This is a genomic window from Actinokineospora baliensis, from assembly GCF_016907695.1.
Lineage (GTDB): Bacteria > Actinomycetota > Actinomycetes > Mycobacteriales > Pseudonocardiaceae > Actinokineospora > Actinokineospora baliensis.
Window position 1 is genome coordinate 6,904,350 of the sequence record NZ_JAFBCK010000001.1, and the last position, 22,284, is coordinate 6,926,633.

12 protein-coding genes are annotated in these 22,284 nt (G+C 67.9%); 6 read left to right on the top strand and 6 right to left on the bottom strand.

The window, feature by feature from the left end:
* Positions 1–7: 7 nt before the first annotated feature.
* A complete protein-coding gene (locus JOD54_RS30645) occupies positions 8–286 on the top strand; it encodes a hypothetical protein (RefSeq protein ID WP_204455420.1) in 279 nt (92 codons plus the stop codon).
* A gap of 4 nt (positions 287–290) precedes the next feature.
* Here JOD54_RS30645 and JOD54_RS30650 read toward each other — a convergent pair whose 3' ends face one another.
* Complete coding sequence (locus tag JOD54_RS30650; protein WP_307860417.1) at positions 291–581, bottom strand: DUF3027 domain-containing protein; 291 nt, start codon at positions 579–581, stop codon at positions 291–293.
* Positions 581–6,727: a DUF5615 family PIN-like protein gene (locus tag JOD54_RS30655; protein WP_204455422.1), complete on the bottom strand. Its 6,147-nt coding sequence runs from the start codon at positions 6,725–6,727 to the stop codon at positions 581–583. The genes JOD54_RS30650 and JOD54_RS30655 overlap by 1 nt, the downstream gene beginning before the upstream one ends.
* A 486-nt stretch (positions 6,728–7,213) precedes the next feature.
* Between JOD54_RS30655 and JOD54_RS30660 the strand changes: the two genes are divergently transcribed.
* Positions 7,214–12,751 (top strand): LamG-like jellyroll fold domain-containing protein, encoded by a 5,538-nt coding sequence (locus JOD54_RS30660; RefSeq protein ID WP_204455423.1) that lies wholly within the window; start codon positions 7,214–7,216, stop codon positions 12,749–12,751.
* 68 nt (positions 12,752–12,819) lie between these two features.
* On the opposite strand, the gene JOD54_RS30665 is transcribed toward JOD54_RS30660, so the two are convergent.
* Positions 12,820–14,094, bottom strand: coding sequence for an MFS transporter (locus JOD54_RS30665; RefSeq protein ID WP_204455424.1), 1,275 nt, complete (start codon positions 14,092–14,094; stop codon positions 12,820–12,822).
* Between the two features lie 94 nt (positions 14,095–14,188).
* A complete protein-coding gene (locus JOD54_RS30670) occupies positions 14,189–16,273 on the bottom strand; it encodes an ATP-binding protein (protein ID WP_204455425.1) in 2,085 nt (694 codons plus the stop codon).
* A 294-nt stretch (positions 16,274–16,567) separates the two neighbouring features.
* Here JOD54_RS30670 and lanL point away from each other — a divergent pair, with 294 nt between their 5' ends.
* From lanL to JOD54_RS30680, 4 genes are all read left to right on the top strand, one after another.
* The gene (gene lanL, locus JOD54_RS30675; RefSeq protein ID WP_204455426.1) at positions 16,568–19,183 is read left to right on the top strand and encodes a class IV lanthionine synthetase LanL; all 2,616 of its coding nucleotides are present in this window, start codon (positions 16,568–16,570) and stop codon (positions 19,181–19,183) included.
* A 22-nt stretch (positions 19,184–19,205) separates the two neighbouring features.
* The gene (locus tag JOD54_RS35375) at positions 19,206–19,340 is read left to right on the top strand and encodes a hypothetical protein (protein ID WP_275592693.1); all 135 of its coding nucleotides are present in this window, start codon (positions 19,206–19,208) and stop codon (positions 19,338–19,340) included.
* A gap of 262 nt (positions 19,341–19,602) precedes the next feature.
* Positions 19,603–19,905 (top strand): transposase, encoded by a 303-nt coding sequence (locus JOD54_RS36105; RefSeq protein ID WP_372440367.1) that lies wholly within the window; start codon positions 19,603–19,605, stop codon positions 19,903–19,905.
* 26 nt (positions 19,906–19,931) lie between these two features.
* Positions 19,932–20,795 (top strand): IS3 family transposase, encoded by an 864-nt coding sequence (locus JOD54_RS30680; RefSeq protein WP_372440260.1) that lies wholly within the window; start codon positions 19,932–19,934, stop codon positions 20,793–20,795.
* A 480-nt stretch (positions 20,796–21,275) separates the two neighbouring features.
* Here JOD54_RS30680 and JOD54_RS30685 read toward each other — a convergent pair whose 3' ends face one another.
* Both JOD54_RS30685 and JOD54_RS30690 read right to left on the bottom strand, forming a co-directional pair.
* Entirely contained in the window at positions 21,276–21,755 is a 480-nt protein-coding gene (locus JOD54_RS30685) for an HAD domain-containing protein (RefSeq protein WP_204455427.1), read from the bottom strand.
* A complete protein-coding gene (locus JOD54_RS30690) occupies positions 21,755–22,282 on the bottom strand; it encodes a mycothiol transferase (protein WP_204455428.1) in 528 nt (175 codons plus the stop codon). Before JOD54_RS30690 ends, JOD54_RS30685 begins: the two co-directional genes overlap by 1 nt.
* Positions 22,283–22,284 lie beyond the last annotated feature (2 nt).

The window sequence follows — 22,284 nt, forward strand, 5'->3', positions numbered from 1 at the left end:
ACCCGAGATGACCGCCCCCTACGCCTTCCCCCGCCCCACCCTCACCGACGCCGAGCGGGCGGTGCACCGCCTCTACCCCAACACCGGCGCCCAGGTGTGGTCCGCCCTGCTCGCCCGAACCCCCCTGACCGGCACCGAAACCGACGACCAGGCCCTCCTGGACCTCATCACCACCATGACCCGCTCGGACGAGGTCCTGTCCCTCTACGCCCAAGCCCTGCGCATCCGCGTCGACACCCACACCGCCCTCACCGCCGCCCACGCCCTCGTCCGCGGCGCCGAATAGCCGATCAGGGCATGTCCTCCGGGATGGTCCACGTCCCCGAGGCGTCGAACGCCTCGCAACCGTCGTGTTCGAACTGGACCGTGCGGTCGAACGGCGATTCTGCGTTGGCGCAGGCACCGTGGTCGGATCCGAGGGTCCCTGCGAGGGGGAACCAGTAGCGGCAGGCACCGCATTGCTGCTGGTACCACTCGTCCTGGTACGCCACGTCGTCCACGTTTCGGTTGAGCCCGCTCACCCACCGGTCGTGTATCGCGTCGAGAGCACCCGGCTGCCGGGATACGTGATGGCTCACCACTACTTGCCCTCCAGGAGGCGTGCGATCCCGGCGGGTGTGGACACCCTGTTGTCGATGGTCACCGCGAGCTCGAAGAACCCGCCGTCCATCTGGCGCCCGCGGTCGTGTGTGATCACCTTCGCGCCGAGCTGCTTGGCGAGGTCATAGATCGCGGGGTCCTTCGTGCTGCCCGGAACTCCCATCTCACCCAACGATCGCACATTGTAACCGAGCCCGCGCAACCCCTCGGCCAAACGGGGGGACAGGTTCGCGTCGAGGATGTAGCGCTGCCCGGCGCCGCTGAAACCCGCTCGCTTGGCCATCTCGTTGCGGACAGCGTTGATCACCTGGTTGCGCAGGTTGGTAGCCGACCCGTTGATGATGTTGGACGTCACGGTCGCCATCCGGCTCGACGACGAGGCGGCCCACTTGCCCACGCCGGTCGAGACGAGCTTGCCCAGGACGCTGAAGCCGCCACCGAGGGCGCCGCCCATCACGGCACCCGCCACCGGGTCACCACCGGTCGACCCGGCGGACACAGCTCCGCCGGACGCGCCCGCCGCGACACCGCACCCGAACCACCCGATCGGGGTTGTCCCGCACACCGCGCCGACAGCCACCGCTGCCACGGTGCCCCGGATGACGCCGCACACGGTGCCGCAGCCGGGTTCGCGGTAGCCGGGGATCGGCTCAAGCATCCGCTTGCCCGCTTCGCCCACCGGACGCAGCTCGGCGTCGAAGTAGCGTTTGGACAGCTGCGCACCACCCGGCTTGGACACATCCGCGACGGGCTGTCCCTGCCAGTTCAGCTTGCTGGGGACATAGCCGTTGACCGTGGGCCAGCCGCTGGCCAACTGCCCCGTGGGTTGGTAGCCACAGCCATCACACCACAGTCCGGTCGGGTCCCAGAAAGTCGCCGGGCTGTTGTTGGCGTAGGCGTACCCCGTCCACGACTGCGGGTCGGTGAAATCCTGCACCGGGTCGACCGAGACGAAGCGACCGGTTGCGGGGTCGTAGTTGCGGGCGCCGATGTCCACCAGTCCAGTGGTGGTGTTGGCGGGCATGTTCAGGAAGCCGTGGTTGTCCGCCCACGTCCCGCCCTGGGTCGCGCCGACCTGGTTGCCGTAGGGGTCCATCTCCCGGCGGGTCACCGAGAAGCCGACCGCGCTGACCGAGACCGACGTGGTGTTGTGGTGGTCGGACTGCAGGTACTCAGGGTTCGCGCCGCCGACCCGGCGGGCGACCACGGTGCCGTTGTGGGTGTAGTACCTGGTCCCGGTGATGACTCCCGTCGCGGTGTCGCGGGACCACTCCTGCCCTGGCAGGTAGAGGATGACCTTGCCAGGCTCCCGACGAATCAATTGGTTGCCGTCGGCGTCGTACACGTAGCCGGTGGTCCCCGTCGGGGACTGGACCTGCGTGAGTCGGTTCTCCTCGTTCCAGGTAAGCGTGTGCTGGGCCCCGCCGATGGTGCGGGTCGAGGTGTTGCCCGCGTTGTCGTAGCCGTGGGCGGTAGTGGTCGCCCCCGGACCGGTCGTGGTCGTAGACGTCAACGAGTGCGGCCGCGTGCCTCCTGCCGCCGGGTAGGTGTAGTTGGTGATGGTGTCGGCTTGACCGATGCCGTGCTTGGTCTGATTGGTGCGCAGGCCAATCTGGTTGATCGTCCACGACGTCCAGTACGGATCGGGTCCGCCAACGGTGCTCGTGCTCGGCGCCGCCACGCAGTTGTCCGTTGAGGTCCACGCCTCCGACAGCCGAGCGAGGCTGTCGTAGCCGAAGCACTGGGTGCGGGTGTTGCTCGCGGGGGCGCCCCGGTAGTTGACGATCTTCGTGAGGTTGCCCGCGGCGTCGTAGGTGTAGTTGAGGTCGTCAACCAGGGGGTCCGCGCGTTGAACCGACAGGTGCGAACGGGACAACCGGTGGGTGCGCGGATCGCGTTCGAACGAGAACTTGCCTGCGTTGCCCAGGGAACTCAGCTGGTACTCGACCGCCTCGCCCGAGGCGTTGTAGACGGATCCGGACACGTAGTCGAACGCGGCGCTGGTGCTCTTGAGCCGATTGCCGTACTTGTCGACGGTGAAGCTGAGGGCCTCGCCGGGCAAGCCCCCCTTCGTCGGCAATGCCATGCCGGTCAACTGGCCGGTCGTGGTGTACGAGAACGTCGTGGTCTGGAATCCGGCGAACCCGGTTTCCGACGTGGGCAGTTGGATGACCTGGTTCTGCGGCAGCCCCTGGCTGTTGTACCCGCCGACACCGACGAGGTAGTTGCCGTTGGCGGTATACCGCGTGCTGGAGGTGAGCTTGCCGACACCACCGGTCGCCGTGTCGTAGACCCACGTCGCCAACGTTGTCTTGCCCACCCCGCTCCCGCTGTACTGCGCGGTGCGGCGCCCGAGCACGTCGTAGTCGTAGCTAAGCACCTGTCCGCGCGCGTCGGTCGTCGTGGTGACCTGGCCTACCAGGTCGTATGTGTCGGTGGTCTGCCCCGCGTCGGGGTCGGTGGTGACCGTCTTCCTCCCGAGGAAGTCGAACTGGTACTCCCACTTGTTGCCTGCCGCGTCGGTGACCCGGTCGAGTTGACCCCGGTCGTTGTAGCGGAAGGTCGAGGTCGCCGCCGTCCCACCGGAGACAACGTTGCCGGTCACGGTCGGCTGCGTCAGGTATTGCCGGACCTCCACCTCGCGGCCCAGGGCATCGGTGACGGTCGCCTTGGTCACACCGCCCACGGCCGGGAACGTGGTGACCCGGTCTCCGCCGTACACGGTCGTCGTGGTGGCCTTGGCCGTGGTGCCTTGGTACGAGACGACGGTGGTTGGGCGACCGCTCGGGTCGTAGGTGGTCACGGTCCGGTCGTCAACGCTGGCGTCGGGGACGGTGATGAGGGTCGTGCTGGGCACTCCGGTCGTCACATAGCGGTTGTTGGACCTGATGGCCCATCCGTGCGAGTCATACGTGACCTCGTTAACAACTCGCTTCGTCACACCCGCGGGATCGCTGACGTCGTCCTTCTGCACCTGTCGCGTCCTACCGAACGCATCGGTGAGGGTGACGGAGGTGACGTAGTTTGTACCGGTGCTGTAGTCGACGAGGTTGCGTTCGGTGAGCGCGAGCGGGCCGTTGTCCCGAACCAGGTAGGTGTACTCGGTGTTCGGGGTGTCGCCTGCGGACTTGGACCGACCTGGTCGCCACACAGCCGTGACCCTGCCGAACACGTCGAGCGTCGACTCGGTGATCCGGTTGGCGATGTCCACCACGCGCACCGACGTGCCACGGGCGGGCTCGAATGTTGTGGTCGTGTTCTGGTTCTTGGCGTTCGTCATCACGACCTGCGCGAGCACCCCGCCATCAGCAGGTGTGTACGCGTTCTTGGTCTCCTGGTTGAGCGCGTCCTTCTGCGACAGAACGCGACCGGAGGCGTCGTAGGTCGTCGTGCTCGTGGTCGCCCAAGTGGGTTGCCCCGCGTAGGCGGTGGCCTTCTCGACCTTGGTGGTGTCGCCAACCGTGGCGACCACACCCGCAGTGGCTTGCGAGTCGAAGTAGCTGCGCTCTGACGAGACGATGGGTGCGGGCGCGATGACCTGTCCCGTTGTCGGGCACGCCGCAGTGGACTTCCAGACCTGGGCGACCCTGTCGCGGATCCACAGTGTTGTGTTGTCCGCGTAGCTCGTGGTCGTGCAGCCGTCGGTGATGCCGTCGGCGGAGTCGGTGACCGATACCGGACGCCCAACGGTGTCGTACCGGGTCAGCTGGGTGTTGGTCTGAACGCCGCCCGCGGCGAGGTTGTTGACCTTCTTGGTGCGCGTAATCCGGACGATGTCCGCCGTAGCAGCCGGCAGTCCCGCCCTAACACGTGTTCCCGTTGTCGCGAGTTTGGTCGGGGTATTGGTGCTGGAGCCGAGCTGCGCACCGCTGGTACCGAGGAACGTCTGCGATTCGTAGGCCATGCCCGCGAAGGCGTTGTCATCGGTGGTCGACTCCCCGAGGGAGTTGGTGACCGATGCGGTTCGCTGCTGGTTGCCGGGCAGGGTGTCGCCGTGCATGCCGCGGAAGTAGGTGGTGCGGACGAGGGTCTGCTTGTCGTACGCACCACCGATGCCGTTGACGGTGTTGCCTGTGCGGACCTCGACCTGCTTGTACCCGCGGAACTGCCCGTAGGTGCGGTAGGCGGGCTTCGTCACCTCGGCGTCGTCGTAATGCCAGGCGGGCGGATCCAAGTAGGTGTAGTCGGTGTTCTGCGTCGGGGAGATCCCGTTGGCGTCCTGCAGTTCGACACGGCTAACCGGGTACACGTGGAAGTAGTCCAGCGTGGGGTTCGCGTTGAGCGGCAGCCGCCAGTAGACCGGGTAGCAACGTTTGCCGTTGTTGGCGTTGTCAGTGGGTACCGATGTGGCCGTGCATTCGACGGGCAGGTATGTGACCCGGTAGCGACCACCAGTGGGCGTCGCGACCTCTTGGAGCCGCCAGTGCGCCATGGCGGGCTGGGAGTTGTAACCGGAGACGCGGTTGTCCAGGAGTTGGCTGTTGAACACGACCGGTCCGGTCGAGGTGCCAACACCCGTTTCGGTGTACGCGGTGCGCACGATCTGGTCGAGGCGCAGGGATGGATCACCGAGACCGGGGAAACTCTGGGTCAGCGTGTGCGACTCCACGCGCACCGGAAGGGATCCAGTGCGATACCACGTGGAGATCTCGGTCAGCCGCTTGGTCGACCAGAAGCTGGGCGAGTGGTTGGCGCAACTGGTGGCGGGCAGGCACTGCTGGTCCTGCGGGGTGTCGGGCCAACTGGCCGCGTTGGCCGCGGTGAACTGGGCCGAGTCGCACGTGATCGCGCCCGCGGGCACACAGCGTTCGGACACGGCGAACCGCACCTCGGCGGGGGCGGGTGAGCCGTAGACGGAGCCGCTGATCTTGCGCAGGCCGTACTCGATCCGCTTGAGGGTGCCACCCCGGGTGTAGACCACACCGGAGTTGCCGTTGTTGGCGCCGTAGTAGTTGGTCTCAGGCGTGTAGTAGTAGATGGCGGCGTTGCCGTGTGGGTCTTCGACGTAGTCGAGGTTCCAACGCCAGCCCTGCGTGCAGGACGATTGCGCGAAGCCCGCGGCGTTGTAGCAGGGGTTGCCGACACGGGGCCCGTAGACGGGCACTGTCCAGGTGGAGTTGGTGGCGTCCTGCGTGGTGCGACCGGGTGCCGAGTTGAGCCCGAAGTAGAACTTGGAACCATCGGTGGTGGTGATACGCCAGTGCTCGCCGTTGAGCGCGCCGTTGGCCGCCGAGTAAACCTGCTCGACCCGGGTCCCGTCGTCGTTGGCTTGCCTCCAAGTGCCGGTTGCGTCATCACGGACCAGCGAGGTCGCCCGACCACCGAGGCTCATGCTGACGATCTCACCCGCCCAGCACAGGTCAGCCGTCTGCTGCGCCTGCGGCAGGGTCGTGTCATCCGCACACGTGCGATAGGTCCGCTCAATGAAGCCCGGGGTGTAAGACCAACCCTGCCCCACCCAGGAACTCTGGTTGTTGGTCGCCGCGGTGCGCCCGTCGACCGTGGCCGAGTTGTACGTCAGGGACACCTGGGGGGCCACATCGTTTCCGCTGGCGGTCGGGGGGACCGCAACAGGGTAGGACCAGGTGAAGGCGCCGGTGTTGCCCGAAACGGCCCAGCTCTCGGCCGGGGCGAGGGAGCTCGCGGAGAACGCCCCGTTGGTCCCATCGGCCGCGCCGGTCGCGGCCAAGACGGTTGTGCCGCGGCGCAGGGCGAGGTCGGTGGACACCGATTGCGCGGTGGCGTCGTTCTGTGTCTTGACCGGAGTCTGGACCTGGCAGGTGGGCAGCTGCGGGGTGGTCAGGACGCACTCGGGGAGTCGGACGAGGCGCAGTCTGCTGCCCAGGTCGGCGCCGGAGGCGTATCGGAAGGTGGCGTAGTCGAGCAGCACCTTGGCGTTGTCGAGCTCCCCCCCGTTCGGCTGCAGCGCGATGACGACCGCCGTGCCCGATAGTTGCGCAATCGACCGCGGCGCGAGCTGGACCCGCACGGACGCCCGGCTCGCGCGAACGGGGGTGGATACGCGAACGGGGAGCGTCCCCGCCTGACTCGGCGCGGGTGTTCCCGTCGCCCGGTCGGCCGAGTTGGCCCGCTCGGCGCCGACCGGCGGAACGGCGGCTGCCAGCACGACGTCGGCCGCTCCCGGCGCGGGCCACGACGTTCCGTACCGCGTTCCGTCAAGTTTTTCCGCGATCGGACTGGCGGTCAGTGGAAATGTGGCGTGCGAGATCACCTTGTCCAGGACCGGCGCCGGGAGCCGAGCGGGAGCCGCCGTTGAACTTGGCGCCGAAACGACGGCGACCACGCTCGAGAGCAATGCGGACAATATGATCAACAGGACCGACCGTCCGCGCCATGATCGTTCAAGGGCAGCATTGGGCAGCACTTTGACCTGCATTGATCCACATCCCCAGTACGCGTCAAACCCCAGTTAATGGCACTGCGGGAAACTAAAGCACGGCGACTCAACGGCCCGGAAGCCCCTTCTCCCCAGGCGCCGAAAGTTGCTCCGAACGGTCCACCCGGAATGTTTCTGTGGCCTTCAACTCCCTTCCCCCGGCCGGATTCGGCGGCTATCGTCCTCGGGTCCACGCGCTTTCCTGGGGGTTAGACCATGCGCCGAAGTTCCCGCTTGTCCTCATCCGGTCCGGTCACGCGCACAGCCGCGTTGGCCGGGCAGGCGTTGCTCGTCGCCGGGCTCGTGATCACCGGGTTGTCGGTGCCCGCCGCGGCGGCTCCGGCGAAGCCGTCCGCTGAGCCCGCGCCGCTGTCGGCCGCCGAGAAGAGCGCCTTCTCGGCGGCCCGCAAGACCGGCAAGCCCGTCGCGATCGCCGATCAGGTGACCGAGTCGACGCAGGTCTTGGCGCGGCCGGACGGGTCGTTCGTGTTCGAGTCCAGCGCGGCGCCGCAGCGGGTCAAGCGCGGGGACCACTGGGTGGGGATCGACCCGGCGCTGCGCGCCAACGCCGACGGGTCGCTCTCGCCCGCGGCCACCCCGCTCGACGTGTCGTTCTCCGGTGGCGGCACGGCCCCTTACATCACGCTGAAGTCCGCCGAGGGCCAGGTCGCGCTGCACTGGCCGACCCCGCTGCCCGCGCCGCGGGTCGAGGGCTCCAAGGTCACCTACGCGGGCGTGCTGCCCGGCGTCGACCTGGTGCTGATCGCCTCCGCGCTGAGCTACCAGCAGGTCCTCGTCGTGCACGACGAGGCCGCGGCGGCGAACCCCTCGTTGCGGCAGGTCAAGGTCACCGCGCGCACGACCGGTCTGGAGTTGCGCACCGGCGCCGACGGCGCTCTCTCGGCGGTCGACAGCGCGGGCAAGGCCGTGTTCACCGGCTCCACCCCGACCATGTGGGATTCGAGCAAGCCCGCCGCCACCGACGCCACCCCGACCGCGGCGGACCCCAAGGCGGGGCGGGTGGACAAGGTAGCCATCACCGCCCGCGCGGTCGCCGTCGAACAGCCCGCGGGCAAGCTGACCGCTGCGGCGCGGACCACGGTCAAGGCCGCCGAGGTCGCGATCGCGCCGGATGTCGCCGCGCTGACCAGGCCCGGCGTGAAGTACCCGGTCTACGTGGACCCGTCGCTGACCGGCAACCAGCTGGCCTGGGGCGAGACCACCGCGAACGGTTACAGCTACTTCAACGCCAACATGGACGCCCAGGTCGGCCGCTGCTACAACGGCGCGGGCGCCTGCGGTTCGCTGACCACCGCGCGGTCGTTCTTCCGGCTCAACACCGAGCCCATCAAGCCCCGCTCCGGCTGGGCTGCCGTGGTGTGGACCGCTGGCGTGTACACCACCCAGACCCACGGCGCGCACCTGTGCACCGCGGAGCCCGTGCGGCTGTGGAGCGCCCCGCCGATCTTCTCGGGCATGTCGTGGAACAACCCCGGCTTGTCCGGTCTCCTGGACACCAAGTACTCCGGCGCGGGCGACCAGTGCGGCGGTGCCGGTGGTGTCGCGTTCGACGCGGCCCCGGTCAAGGACTTCGTGCAGACCGCGGCCAACGGCGGCTGGAACGACATCACCGTCGCGCTCGCGGCCGCGGACGAGAACCAGCAGCTGCAGTGGAAGAAGTTCGCCACCTCCGGCGCCGCCGCGCCGAAGCTGGTCGCCGAGTTCAGCTACCGCCCCAACCAGCCGACCGGCTTGAACATCCCGGCCGCGGCCAAGTGCACCCCGTACCCGCAGGTCGTCGGCACGTCGACGCCCGCGTTGCAGGCGAGCGCGACCGACAACAACGACCCGCCGCTGCCCATCGTGCTGCGCTACGAGATCTACAACCGCGCCACGAACGCGCTGGTGACCCACTCCGGCGATGCCGCGCAGATCTCCTCCGGGACCGTGGGGACGTGGACCACCCCCGTCCTGCCCGACGGTGACTACCGGTACCAGGTGGGCGCCATCGGCCTGTACCCCGGCTACCCCGCCCGTTACCTGTGGGGTCCCGCGTACTCGTCGGTGCTCGACTTCAACGTCCGGTCAGCGCCGCTGACGCAGACGCCGACCATCAGGCCGAGCGCCGATTACCCCAAGCTCGCGTGGGGTGCTCCGGCGAACGCCCCCGGTTCCGTGATGCTCAACGACCCGGGCAACGCCGAGGTCGAGGGCTTCACCTACACCTTCAACGGCCCGGGTACCGAGGTTGTCCCTGGCCCGACCGACTGCGTCTACGACCGCGTGTTCGGCACTACGGGCGGCTGGGTCTCCGGTAGGTCCAATGTGAACGTGCGGCTGCCCGCGGGTCTTAGCCCGGGCTACCACACCATGTACGTCCGCAGTTTCGACCGCGCGCACAAGCTGTCGCCCGAGTCTCAGGCGTACGAGTTCTACGTCGCACCGAACGTCGCCTCGCCGTCGACGCTGATCGAGGCCGAGACGATGACGATCTCGCAGCCGAACGGCCAGAACTCGACCGTCGGCGTCCAGGCGGACTGCTGCGGTGTCGACTGGTCGGGCACCGGGCAGGTCCACTTCGTCGGCAACGCGGTGAACCAGACGTTCACGCTGGCCTTCACCGTGGGCACCGAGCGGGACTACGACCTCGGCGTCGGCATCACGAAGTCTTACGACTACGGCATCGTGTCGTACAAGATCGACGGGCAGTCTGTGGGACAACCGTCGCCGAACGGTCCTGCGGGCTCTTACGACACCTACGACGTTGTTGTCCGGTACGGACAGGTGTCACTAGGCACTCGTAGGTTGACGGCAGGCACGCACACGCTCACGGTCACCATGACCGGCACCAACCCCGCCAGCGTCGGTAGCCGCTACCACGCCGGGGTCGACTACCTCGTCTTGGCGCCTACTGGCCGCTTCGAGGCGGAGCAGGCCAGTCAGGTCACGGTCACCGCGTCCGCGGGGGTGACCTTCGGGCGACAGGACCAGGCCGCGGGTACCGCCAGCTGGTCCGAGGGCGCGCAGCTGGCCATCGACACCACCGCCGCGGGTCAGTCGGCGGAGCTGGCCTTCCGCATCCCCACCGAAGCGGACTACGCGATCGGGCTCAACCTCACCACCGGGCCCCAGCAGGGCATCGTGAACGTCCTGCTGGACGACACCCAGCTCGGTGAAGCCAAGAGCACACCGCTGGACACCTACACCGCGGCGGTGGGCACGACCTACTACCGCTTGGGCGGCGCCCACCTCACTGCGGGAATCCACAAGGTGAAGCTGGTCGTCGTCGGCAGGAACAGCGGCTCGTCCGGCTTCAAGGTGGGCGTCGACCACCTCAACGCCATCGCGTTCGCCAACTCGACCGTCACCGACTTCACCTCGGCGATGAACAACAACGGCATCGCACCGGACGGCACCGCCGCGGACCTGGACACCAACGGCATCGCGGGTATCTCGGCACAGACGCTCGCCGCGGCGGGCATGGCACCGGGTCAGTCCGTGGCCGTCGAGGGCGCCACCTTCGTGATGCCCGCGCACCGCGCGGACGGCAACGACAACGTCATCGCGTTCGGCCAGACGATCTCGCTGCCGGTGTCGCAGCAGGTCAAGGCGAGCGCGGTGGGCTTCCTCGTGGTCGACACCTGCTACCAGATCCCTGAGCGCACCGGCGCGGTGACCTACCAGGACAACACCGTCGACAAGCCGCGCTTCCCCTCGGTTCCGGACTGGTTCGACGGCCCCAAGGGGTCCGCGCAGGTCGTGCTGCCCTACGTCACGTGGGGCACCTCGACCAACAACGCCTACCAGCCGAGGATCTACGCGATCTTCGTGCCGACCGACCCGACCAAGGCGCTCAAGAACGTCACGCTGCCCAACTACGGCACCCCGTTCCTGCCTGGCTGCAACGGCGGGTCCGCCCTGCACGTGCTCGCCATGGCACCGCGACCGGTCCAGGCGGGGTGGCTGGGTGCGTGGGCCTCGCAGCCGGACACGGTCACAGTGCCGCCCGCGGGGGCTGGTTTCGCCAACCAGACCGTGCGCACCGTCGTACACCCGAGCGTGACCGGCTCACAGGTGCGGATCACCTTGACCAACGCGGGCAATCCGTCGCCTCTTACCGTCAACAAGGCCTCTGTCGGCGCTCAGCAGGGCACCGGGGTTGACTCTGTCGCGGCACCGGTCGCGCTCGCCTTCGGTGGTAGTGCGTCGGTGACGATCCCGGTGGGCGGTGAGGTCACGAGTGACGCTGTCGCGTTCCCGTCGACCTCCGGTGGCTCGGGCAACCTCGTTGTCAGCGTCTACCACTCCGCTGCGGCAAGCCGAGTGCCCGCGCACTCCGGTGCCACAGCCGCAGTAAGGCTGGGCGCTGGTGACCTAACCACGACAGCCTCCGGCAGCGGGTTCACCACGACTCTTACCGGTACCTACGTTCTGTCCGGTCTTCAGGTCTCTACCTCGGACAGCTCGCTAGGCACCGTTGTCGTCCTAGGCGACCAGCAGTCCGCAGCGGCGGACAGCGATGTCAGTGCCGGACACCGCAAGACGTGGGTGGACAAGCTTCCTGACGCCTTGAACACCGCAGGGATGCCTCTGCCGGGCAGCATCGTGAACGCCAGCCGGTCTGGGCTCTCGACCTCTGCCTCTTGGCGGATGAACGAGGCCAGTGGCACCACGCTGATCGACGCGAATGGGTCGAACGCGGGGACGCTGACCGGCGGCTACACCCGCAGCACCGAGCGCGGAGGCGCCGTCGACTTCAACGGCAGCACTGGACACGCCACCATGGCGGGCAGCCCGATCAGCACCACGCAGAGCTACACGGTGTCGGCGTGGGTGAAGCTGGAGTCGACCGCCGCGTCGGCCACGGTCTTCAGCCGCGGCGACAGCTCCACCGGGTCGCTGCAGTTGCTCTACTCGAAGCCGCAGAACGCCTGGGCACTCACCAACCCCGCTGGTGGCGCGTCTGCCGTGGTCGTCGGCTCCGCGCCTGAGCTCAACGTGTGGACGCACCTGGTCGGCACCTACGACGCCGCTGCCAAGGAGATGAGGCTCTACGTCAACGGCGTGTCCGCCGGAGGCTCCAGGAGCGTCGTCGACGGTGCTGGACCGTTCGTCATCGGGGCGGGCAAGTCCGCAGGCGGCACCGTGTCCGGCTACTTCAACGGGCTCATCAGCGAGCTCCGCGTGTTCCAGGGCCTCGCAACCGACACCGACGCGGGTGTGCTGTTCCAGGGCAACGCGGTCACCGGCCAGCAGGCGGGGGTGAGCGCGCCGTCGCTGTTCGACGCGGCGGCCACGCTCGGCAGGAACGTCTACGACGAGCCCAACCTGCGTACGGTCGTCGTCGCCCTCGGCGCCAACGACGTGCTGGCAGGCAAGAACAAGTCCGACATCCTGGCGGGCTTCAAGAGCGTGATGCTCCAGAGCAACGCGGGGGCGCTGCGCAACACGCGCCGCTCGGACGGCGACCTCACCCACGTCATCGTGTCGACCATCCCCGCGTTGGGCTTGGCCGCCAACGACCCGAGGGAAATCACCCGACAGCAGGTCAACAACGACCTGCTGGTCAACTTCACCGACCAAGGGGCCGACGAGATCATCAACATCGCGGGCACCGTGGCCGACCCGAGCAACGTGAACCTGGTGAACCCGAGCTACCTGACCGGTGGGCTGCTCAACGACGCCTACTTCACCGCGGTGGCCGACGCCATCGCGCTGGCAGCGTCGAGCTTCCCGCCGACCGCGCAGTTCTGATCAGCTAGCCCCCAGTGCCCGCCGTAGTGGCTCTTACCGCTACGGCGGGCACTGGGCTGTCCGGGGTTCTATCGGAGTTCAGCGCCCTTCGTCTCCGGCAACGTAAGGATCACGACGAAAGCGATTGCGGCTGCTGCCGAGAGGTACCAGAAGAAGACTGTTGAAGCGCCTATGTCCGCCAAGGCCGTCACTACGAGCGGAGCGGTGCCACCAAAGAGCGCAACTGTGAGGTTGTACCAGGCGCCGATGCCGAGGCCGCGTAGCTCTGTGGGGAACAGCTCGCTCATGATGGCTGGCGCGATCGACGTCATCGCGGTGTATAGGCCCAGGCCAACGCAGAACACTACGACCAGGTTGCCGAGCCCAGGGCGCACCAGTGTGGACAGTGGGTAGCTGAGAACTGCCATCGCGGCCGCCCAGACCAACAGCTGTGGCTTGCGCCCGAACCTGTCCGCGACCGCCCCCATCGGGTACTGCAGGAGAACGAACAGCGCGGTGCCGATGGACAACGCCAGGAACACATCGCTGTCGTCGACTTTCCTGGTGTTGATGGCGAACGGGGTTAGGGCGCTGAAGAACGTGTAGTAGCACAGCGTGGACAGCATCGTGAACCCGACAAGGTGCACGACCGCCTTGGGGTGCTGCCGCAGCGTCAAGAGCAACGGGTTGGTCAACCGCCGCGCCTTGTCCTTGTTGTGCTCGAACTGGTCCGTCTCGTCCAGCGCGCGGCGCAAGACGAGCCCGACGAGGCCCAGAGCGCCGCCGATGATGAACGGGATCCGCCAGCCGTAGTCCTGCATGGCGGCCTTGCCCAAGCCGCTGTTGAGGAAGTAGCCCAGCAGCGACGCGATCAACACCGCCGACCCGGTCGAGATGTAGAAGAACGCCGAGTACCGCCCCCGCCTGCCCGACGGCGCGATCTCGGCGAGGTAAGCCGAGGCGTTCGACACCTCGCCGCCCATCGACAGCCCCTGGGTGATCCGGGCGAGCAGCAACAGAACCGGCGCCAACCACCCCACCTGCCCGAACGTCGGCAACACCCCGATCGCCAACGAAGCCCCGGCCATCCCCACGATCGTCAGGATCATCGCGGGCCGCCGCCCCCGGGTGTCGGCGAACCGGCCCAGCAGGTACCCACCCAACGGCCGGAAGAAGAACGCCAACGCGTAAGTCGCGAACGTCGCGATCAGCGCCTTGCGCCCCGGTTCGAACAACGCGGTGGCGATGTAGGTGCTGAACGTCGCGTAGACAGTCCAGTCATACCACTCAACCGCGTTACCGACACTGGCGGCGACGAGCTTCCGCACGGGTAAGCGGTGCTTCTCGGTGACGACCTCAACCACGACCCACCTCCTGGCGCGCGCACTGCCGTTGGACAGTGCCACAGTAGAGGCTAGATGTGCAGGGTTGTTTCCACCTTGCTATGTGCGTATTCGGTTATCCCAGCTTCCGCTGGACCGTGTCCGTGTCGGGGTCGGCGAGCTTCTGGAGGAGGACGAGCGCGGCCTCCCAGTGCTCCCGAGCCTCAGCCACCCTGTCGAGCTTCGCCAGCGCGTCTCCGAGGGCATCATGGGCGCGAGCTTCGGTGTGCCAGTCGTCCAGGGTTTCGGCGATGGGGAGCGCCTGGGTCGCGTAGTCGAGCGCCGTAGTGGGGTCATCCATGCTGTTGTGGACGCCGCTCAGCGCCGTGTAGACCATCGCGACGTTGCGCTGGTCTCCGTGCTCCTTGCGGATCTCCAGAGACCGCTGGAGGCTCGCCAGTGCGGCCTCGTAGTCGCCGAGGCTGTCCTGAGCCGCACCGAGCAGCCTCAACGCGGTGGCCTCGCCGAACGAATCTCCCTCGGCGATGTGCAGCTCCAACGCCTCCGAGAGCGTCGCTACGGCAGAGGTGACATCGCCGAGCAGATGTTGAACGTCGCCGATGTCGCGTAGTGCCCACGCTTGCGCCCAACGCTCACCCAACTCTTGCCAGCCCTCGCGAGCCAGGTTGAAGTGCTCTAGCGCGGTGGTGTAGTCACGCAAGCCCCTATAGGCGAGCGCGATGCTGGTGTGTAGCCATGCCAGCGCTAGGGGTTGCTCGGCCGCCTCCGCCGCGCGCAATGCGACCAAGTGCGTCTCCACCCAGTCGTTCAGCGGACGGCGGACCAGGAAGTCGCCGAACATGGTCACGGGCAACTGCCAGGCCAGCGTCAACTCACCCGCACGCTCAGCTTGCCCTACCGCGTCCACCAGGTTGGCCCGCTCCAGGTCGCACCAGTGCAGAGCCTCCGCCCTACCGGCAAACGTCGGTAGCGGCCTTCTCGGCCCGGGGAGCCCGATGTCGATGCGGGTGAAGTTGGGCGCGAACACCCGAGCAGCAGCGTCGGCCACTTGCGCGTACCAGGTCAGCAAACGTCGTAGCGCTTCGGCGCGCTCTTGGTCCTCGGCAGCCCGTTCGGCGGCGTACACGCGAAGAAGGTCGTGGAACCGGTAGCGCTTAGGCGAGTCTTCGCGAACCAGGTGAGCGTTCACCAACGCGTCTAGCAACCGCCGGGCCGCAGCCACTGGGAGGTCCGCCAACGCGGCGACAGCATCGAGGCCGATGTCCGCCCCCGGTGCTACACCAAGAAGGCGGAACAACCGAGCCACGTCAGGCTGCAAGGTTCGGTAAGACAACGAGAACACCACCCGTACGGCTGCGGTGGGGTCCTCATCGTCGGTAAGAGCGTCCAACCGCTCTTGGCGCAACTCTTCAGCGAATTCGGACAGGCTCAACGACTCGTTCGCGGCAAGCCTGCTGCCAACGATGCGTAAGGCCAACGGGAGGTAGCCGCAACTGTGCGCCAAATCCGCCGCCGCACCGGGTTCGGCCGCGACCCGTTCAGCACCCGCGATTCGGGCAAGCACCTCCACTGCCCGCTGCGGGGGCAGCACGTCCAAGGCCATCCGTTGAGCCCCCTCCCTGGTCGCCAATCCAGTCAGTCTACTGCGACTGGTGATCAGCACACGGCACGTGGGCGAGCCGGGGAGCAGCGGCCGCACCTGCTGCGGCGTGGCCGCGTTGTCCAGGACGATCAGGATTCGCTTGCCGTAGACCAGGGATCGGTACAGAGCCGCCCTCGGCTCGGTGCCAACCGGGATGCGCTCTCCCGGGATGTCCAAAGACCGCAGAATCTGCTCTAAGGCGTCCTCGGCGGGCACTGCTTCGTCCGCGTGGTAGCCGCGCAGGTCCAGATAGAGGTCTCCATCGGGGAAGTTGTCACGCACCCGATGGGCCCAATGCGTCGCCAGCGAGGTCTTGCCGACTCCGCCGATCCCCACAATCATCGTTGGTACAACCGGAGCAGGGCTGTCCAGCCAATCGCCCAACGAGGCCAGGTACTTCTCCCGATCGTTGAAGTGGGCGGTGTCGGCGGGCAGTTGCCGCGGGACCGGCAGGGCCACCGGTGTCGTCGAGAAGTGGACGCCACCCACCACCGTGTGCGCCTGCACGACGTTCGACGACGTTGCCGCCAAACGGTTCTGGGTCGGTTGGTCGGCCACGGCGCCCTCAGCAGGTGATCAACGGATCGGCAGGCGGCCACTGTAGCGACCGCGACCGGGCGGCGGAGCGGATTCGCTGGCACTGGGCGGGAACCTGCGCCGTCGCCCAGGCAGCCCGTTCGGGCAAGCGGGGCCTGCGGCCGTTCACCGGCGGTCACCCTCGGCAATCCTATTGATGGAATCCGCTGCACCTACCGTGTTATCCCACGATGAACGGCTTGTTTCACAGCCAGCACAGGAGTCTAGTTTGCGGACGGGCTCTCTTTCGGGGCCCAGATCTCGGGGGAAGTCGCGATGATGTTCGAGGACAACACTTTGCTCGCCGACTGCGCCGCGGCGGTGCTCGCCCGCCACGAGCCGAAGCGCTGGCGGCACGCCGTCGACGAGCGTTGGCACTACGTGCTGCCCGCCGACCACCAGCGCCGCGACCAGGGGTGGAAGCTGCACGTCCCGGCGACACCGCTGTCGGCGTGCCTCGTGCTGTCGCGCGCGGTGGAGGTCCTCGCCCGCAACCGGTGCGCCTTCAAGTTCGCCGCCACCCTGCGCCACCTGCACGAGCTCGTCGGCCCCAACGCCGACCGCAACGCGGCGGGCAAGTTCATCACCGTCTATCCCGACGACGACACCCATGCGCGCGTGGTGGCCGAACAGCTCCACGAGGCCACCCTCGGCCTCCCGGGTCAGTGGATCCTCACCGACCGCCGGTTTCGCCCGCATTCCCAGGTTTTCTACCGCTATGGCGGCTTCACCCCGCCGCTGGTGCTGACCGACGACGGCGAGTACCGCGCGGTGCTGCGCACACCGGACGGAACGGTCATCCCGGACCAGCGGGGTGTTGGCCGCGTGGCCCCGGCCTGGGCGGTCGACCCGTTCCTCGACCCAGACGCGCAACCGTCCACTGTGGCCCCCTCGGTCCTCGTCGGCGGGAGGTTCACCGTCCGCACGGCGATCCGGCAGAACAACCGGGGTGGCGTGTACCTGGCCGAAGACCAGGCGGGGTCGCGGGTGGTGCTCAAGCGCTTCCGCGAGCACACCGGCGCCACGGTCGACGGCGGCGACTCGCGCACCAGGGCCCGCGCCGAGGCGCGCATGCTGTCACTGCTCGGTCCGCAGGGCGCCTCGCCGCGGTTCATCGACATCTTCACCTCCGGCACCGACATCTTCGTGGCCCAGCAGTGGGTCGACGGCGTGCCGCTGCGCCGGTTCGTCGCCCGTGAACTGCGGCCGAGCGCCACCGCGCTCGCACTGGACGTCGACCTCGCCGTGGACCTGACCGGGCAACTGCTCGACCTGCTGGCGAAGGTGCACGCCGCCGGGTACGTGCTCGGTGACCTCACCCCGAACAACGTGCTCGTCACCCCCGAACGCAGGCTCGTGCTGATCGACCTGGAGTCGGCCCTGCGACCAGACGACATCGCACCCCGGCTGCTGACGCCCGGCTACGCCGCCCCGGAAGAGGAGGGGCGGGCCCGGATGATCGTCGCGGCACCCGACAGGGCCACGGACCTCTACGGGCTCGGCGCCACCCTGTTCCACCTCGCCTCCGGCGCGCACCCGCCCGCGGCCAAGGGCACCCGGGTGCGCGAGATGGTCCGGTCGATGGCGCCGCGCAACCCGGTTGTGGCCAGACTGGCCCCGGCCATCACGGGTCTGCTCTCGCCGGATCCCGCGCAGCGCCCGGACATCGAGGATGTTCGCGCGATGCTGACCGCCCCGGTCACGGCCGCCGAGCCCCCGGCCCAGCCGGACATCGCCGAGCTCATCGACGGGATGCTGGCCGATGTCGTCGCCACCGCGGACCCGGCTGGCGCCTCACTGTGGCGCAACTCGGAAACGGCCAGCCGGTACGACCCGTGCTCGGTGCACGTGGGCGCCCCCGGCGTGATGCTGGTGCTGTGCCAAGCGGTCCGGGCGGGCTACACCGGGCTGCTCGACACCATCGACACCGCGGCCCGGTGGACCATGCGCACACTTCCCCGCGAACCACGGATACTGCCCGGCTTGATGTTCGGACGCGCGGGCACCGCTGTCAGCCTCTATGAGGCGGGCGTGGTGTTAGGCGCGGAAGACGTCACTGCCGCGGGCTTGGACCTCGCGCTGACGCTACCCACGCAGTGGCATGTGCCAGATGTGTTCCACGGTGTCGCGGGTGCGGGCCTGGCGTTGGTGCGGCTGTGGCGGCACACCGGCGACGACGACCTGCTCGTACGGGCACGGCAGTGCGCGGACGGCCTGCTCGCCAGCGCGACTGAGGGTCCACAGTGGACCGCGACCGGGAGCTTCCTGTTGGCGGGTACCCGGCACTGGGGCTTCGCCCACGGGGTCGCGGGCATCGCCGCGTTCCTGCTCGACGTCGGCGAGGCCACCGGAGACGACCGCTACCTCGACATGGCCCGCGCCGCCGCCGAGGCCCTGGGGCGAGTCGCGATCATCGACGGCGACGCCGCGTTCTGGCCCAGCGGCGAGGACGACGAGCACGCCGACACCGTTCGCCTCACCGGTTTCTGCAGCGGCGCCACCGGTGTCGGGACGTTCTTGCTGCGGCTGCACCAGTTGACCGGCGACCACGCCGCGCTGGACCTGGCCGACCGCGCGGCCACCGCCGTCCACCACGCCAACTGGACGTCCCCGCCCCTGTGGTGCCACGGCCTGGCCACCGACGGCGACTTCCTCCTCGACTGCGCCGACCTGTCCCCCACCTACCGCGACCACGCCGCCGACACCGCCCGGGCCATCACCGCCCGAGCCGTCCGCCGCCGATCCCACCTCCTCACCCCCGACGACACCGGCGACGTGGTCGCCTCCTTCGCCAACGGCTACGTCGGCACCCTCTCCTTCCTCCTCCGCCTCCACCACGGCGGCCCCCGCCCCCTCCTCCCCACCTACGCCAGGGACGTCGTCCCAGCCTGAGCCAACGAAAGGAGGTGCCCCAATGGACCTGACCGTGAACCCCCTCGACCTCCTACCCGCCGTCGAGCAAACCGGTGACGAGCCCCAGCTGCTCTCCAGCTGCTGCAGCCACTGCTTCTCCTCCATGATGCTCGTCACCAACGGCTGCGAGTGGTAACCCCCACGGTCGGTGGTCGCCCCCTTCACCGGACCGACCACCGACCTCACCACCGGCCTCCGGCTGCATCACCAACCACCGCCCCCCCCCGAAGCAGGAGTGTTAGCCCCCGAGCCTGCCCACGCACTCCAACCCACCGAGTCAGCCCCGCCAGCCCGACCACCGCTCCCAGGAAGCCGCCCACCTAAATGCTTGAGGGGCCTCGAGGTTTCCGGACAGGAACCCAGTAAGATTGTCCTGTCGGGAAGTTGAGGGAGTGCACGTGGCCCATCGGAGTCCGTACTCGCCGGAGTTTCGTGAGGAAGCAGTTCAGATGGCGTTGCGGTCGAAACGGCCGATCGCCGAGACGGCGCGAGAGTTGAATATGAACTCGGAGACACTGCGTGTATGGGTGCGGAGCTATGAGCGGGAACAAGGTGCGGACTCGGCCGTCGCCGTGTCGGAGCCGTTGGCAACGGACGAACGAGCGCGACTACGAGAGTTGGAACGCCGTAACCGCGAACTCGAGATGGAAGTGTCTTTCCTGAAAAAAGCCGCAGCGTACTTCGCGAAGGATGCCGAGTAGTCAGCAAGTACGAGTTCATCGAAACGATGCGACTTGAACCTGCGAAGTACGCGTATCCCGTCCTGTTCATGTGCCGACTGCTCGACGTTTCCAGGTCCGGCTACTACGAATGGCGCGGCCGGGCGGAATCGGCCACCGCGCGACGGCGAGAGGAGCTGAAAGCGTTTATCCGGGACGCGTTCGAGGCCTCGGACTCGACTTACGGCCACCGGCGGGTCCATGCCCAGTTGCGGCGGGCAGGCGTGTGCGTGGGTGTTGAACTGGTCCGGCACCTCATGCGTGAACTGGGGCTGGTTCCCTGCCAGCCAAGGCCCCGGCGGTTCGGGCTGACCACCGCGGCGGCCGCGCCGGTGGGCGACCTGGTCGGCCGTGACTTCACCGCGCCCGCGCCGGGACGCAAGCTGGTCGGCGACATCACCTACGTTCCCACGATGGAAGGCTGGCTTTACCTGGCCACCGTGCTGGATTGCTGCACGAAAGAAGTGATCGGCTACGCGATGGACGACAACTACCAGACACCGCTCATCAGCCGCGCTATCCGCAACGCGGCCCGAAACCGCCCACTCGCCGACGGTGCGATATTTCACAGCGACCGCGGCAGCAATTACATGTCCACCGAGTACCACAACGTCCTCACCAGCCTCCGGTTGAAGCAATCAGCAGGGCGAACCGGAATCTGTTTCGACAACGCGATGGCCGAATCGTTCTTCGGCACACTCAAAAACGAATGCGTCAACCGGATGGCTTACTCCACCCGAGACGAAGCCCGGCAGCACATCACTCGCTACATCGAGTTCTGGTATAATCGCCGACGACTTCACTCAGCGATAGGCTACCGCCCACCGCACGAGGTATACATCGAACACAAGAACCAACAAATCGCCGCTTGAATAGACAGTTGATCCCCTGTCCGGAAACCGCGCGGCTCCTCAGCTCGATGGGGCGGACTTGGTTTGTGTGGGGGAGCGGTGCCCGTAGCGTTGTGCGCGGACAGGGCCATGCTTTTCGGCCCCAGCTTTGCGGTCCTGCCACGGGTGGCGCAGGGGCCCCGCGCAAACCAAGTTCGCCCCATCGAGCCCACCCAGCCACCACGAACCGACCCCGCCAACCCAGCCCACCGAGCCAGCCCCGCCAGCCCCACCACCGCTCCCAGGAAGCCGCCCACCCAAATGCTCGATGGGGCGGACCTGTTTTGCGTGGGGTGGCGGTGTCCGTAGCGTTGTGCGCTGCAGGGCCATGCTTTTCGGCCCCAGCTTTGCGGTCCTGCCACGGGCAGCGCAGGGGCCCCGCGCAAAACAGGTTCGCCCCATCGAGCACCCCGTACCACCGCGATCCAGCGCAATGCCGAAGGCGAGCCGAAACAAGCAACTTCACCCGCGCAAGCACTCCCGCAGCACCGCCAAGTGCTCCTCCCCCATCCCCCTCCGCGGATCCACCGCGATCAACTCCGTCACCACCCCCTCCCGACCAGCCAAGAACTCCTCCCGCGCAGCCGGATACACATCAAAGTCATCGTCCAACCACACCAACGGCCGACGACCGGCGAACGCCGCAACAGGCCCGTACTTCCACGAAGCCCCCGTGTCCGCACAGTCGACCACCGCGAGCGGCGGTAGCCCGATAGCCGGACCGACCAGCGTGTTCGCCTGGTGGTTCCACGTAGTCGCCCACACCAGCTGAGCAGGACCAGCGTCCAAGAGCGCAGCCCCGTGCCCAGGGTTGAGCCACATCCGCAGCGGGTGCTTCCTGCTCCACCCCCGCAGCCGGAACCGGTGTTCAACGAAACCCGGCGGCTTCTCTTCGGCCGCGAAAGGGTTGAGCGGCCCGTCGACATCGAGGAAGACAAGCATCAGGACTCGGCGCGCCAGCCAGGGGGCGGGTCCTCGCCCACTCGCCCGTCAATGGCTTCCCGCAAGAGGTCCGCGTGGCCGGCGTGGCGCCCGTACTCCTCGATCAAGTCGCACACCAGACGCCGGAGGCTGACGTGGTTGCCGTCCCCATCGGAGAGATGAACCAGCTGGTCCAAGCCCCCGTCGGCCAGCGCCGCAGCAAGGCGTGTTCGAGCGCGGGCGACAGCCTGGTCCCACTGGGCGTAGTGCTCGGCGGGTGTGGCGTCGGTCGGGCCGAATCCCCAGTGCGGGTCGCCGGTCCAGGGGGTGCCGGTGAGGCGGACGGTGAAGATGTGGTCTTCGACGACGGCCAGGTGGCGTAGCAGGGTGCCGATGGTCAGGGTCGACGCGCCGATCCGGGTGGACAGGCCGTCGGCGGAGAGGCCGTCGGCTTTCCAGCGGAACGTGGTGCGCAGGCGGTCGAGTGCGCCGGTGAGGTGTTCGGCCTCGGTGCCCGCGAGCGGGGGCTCCCAGGGGGTGTCGGTCATGA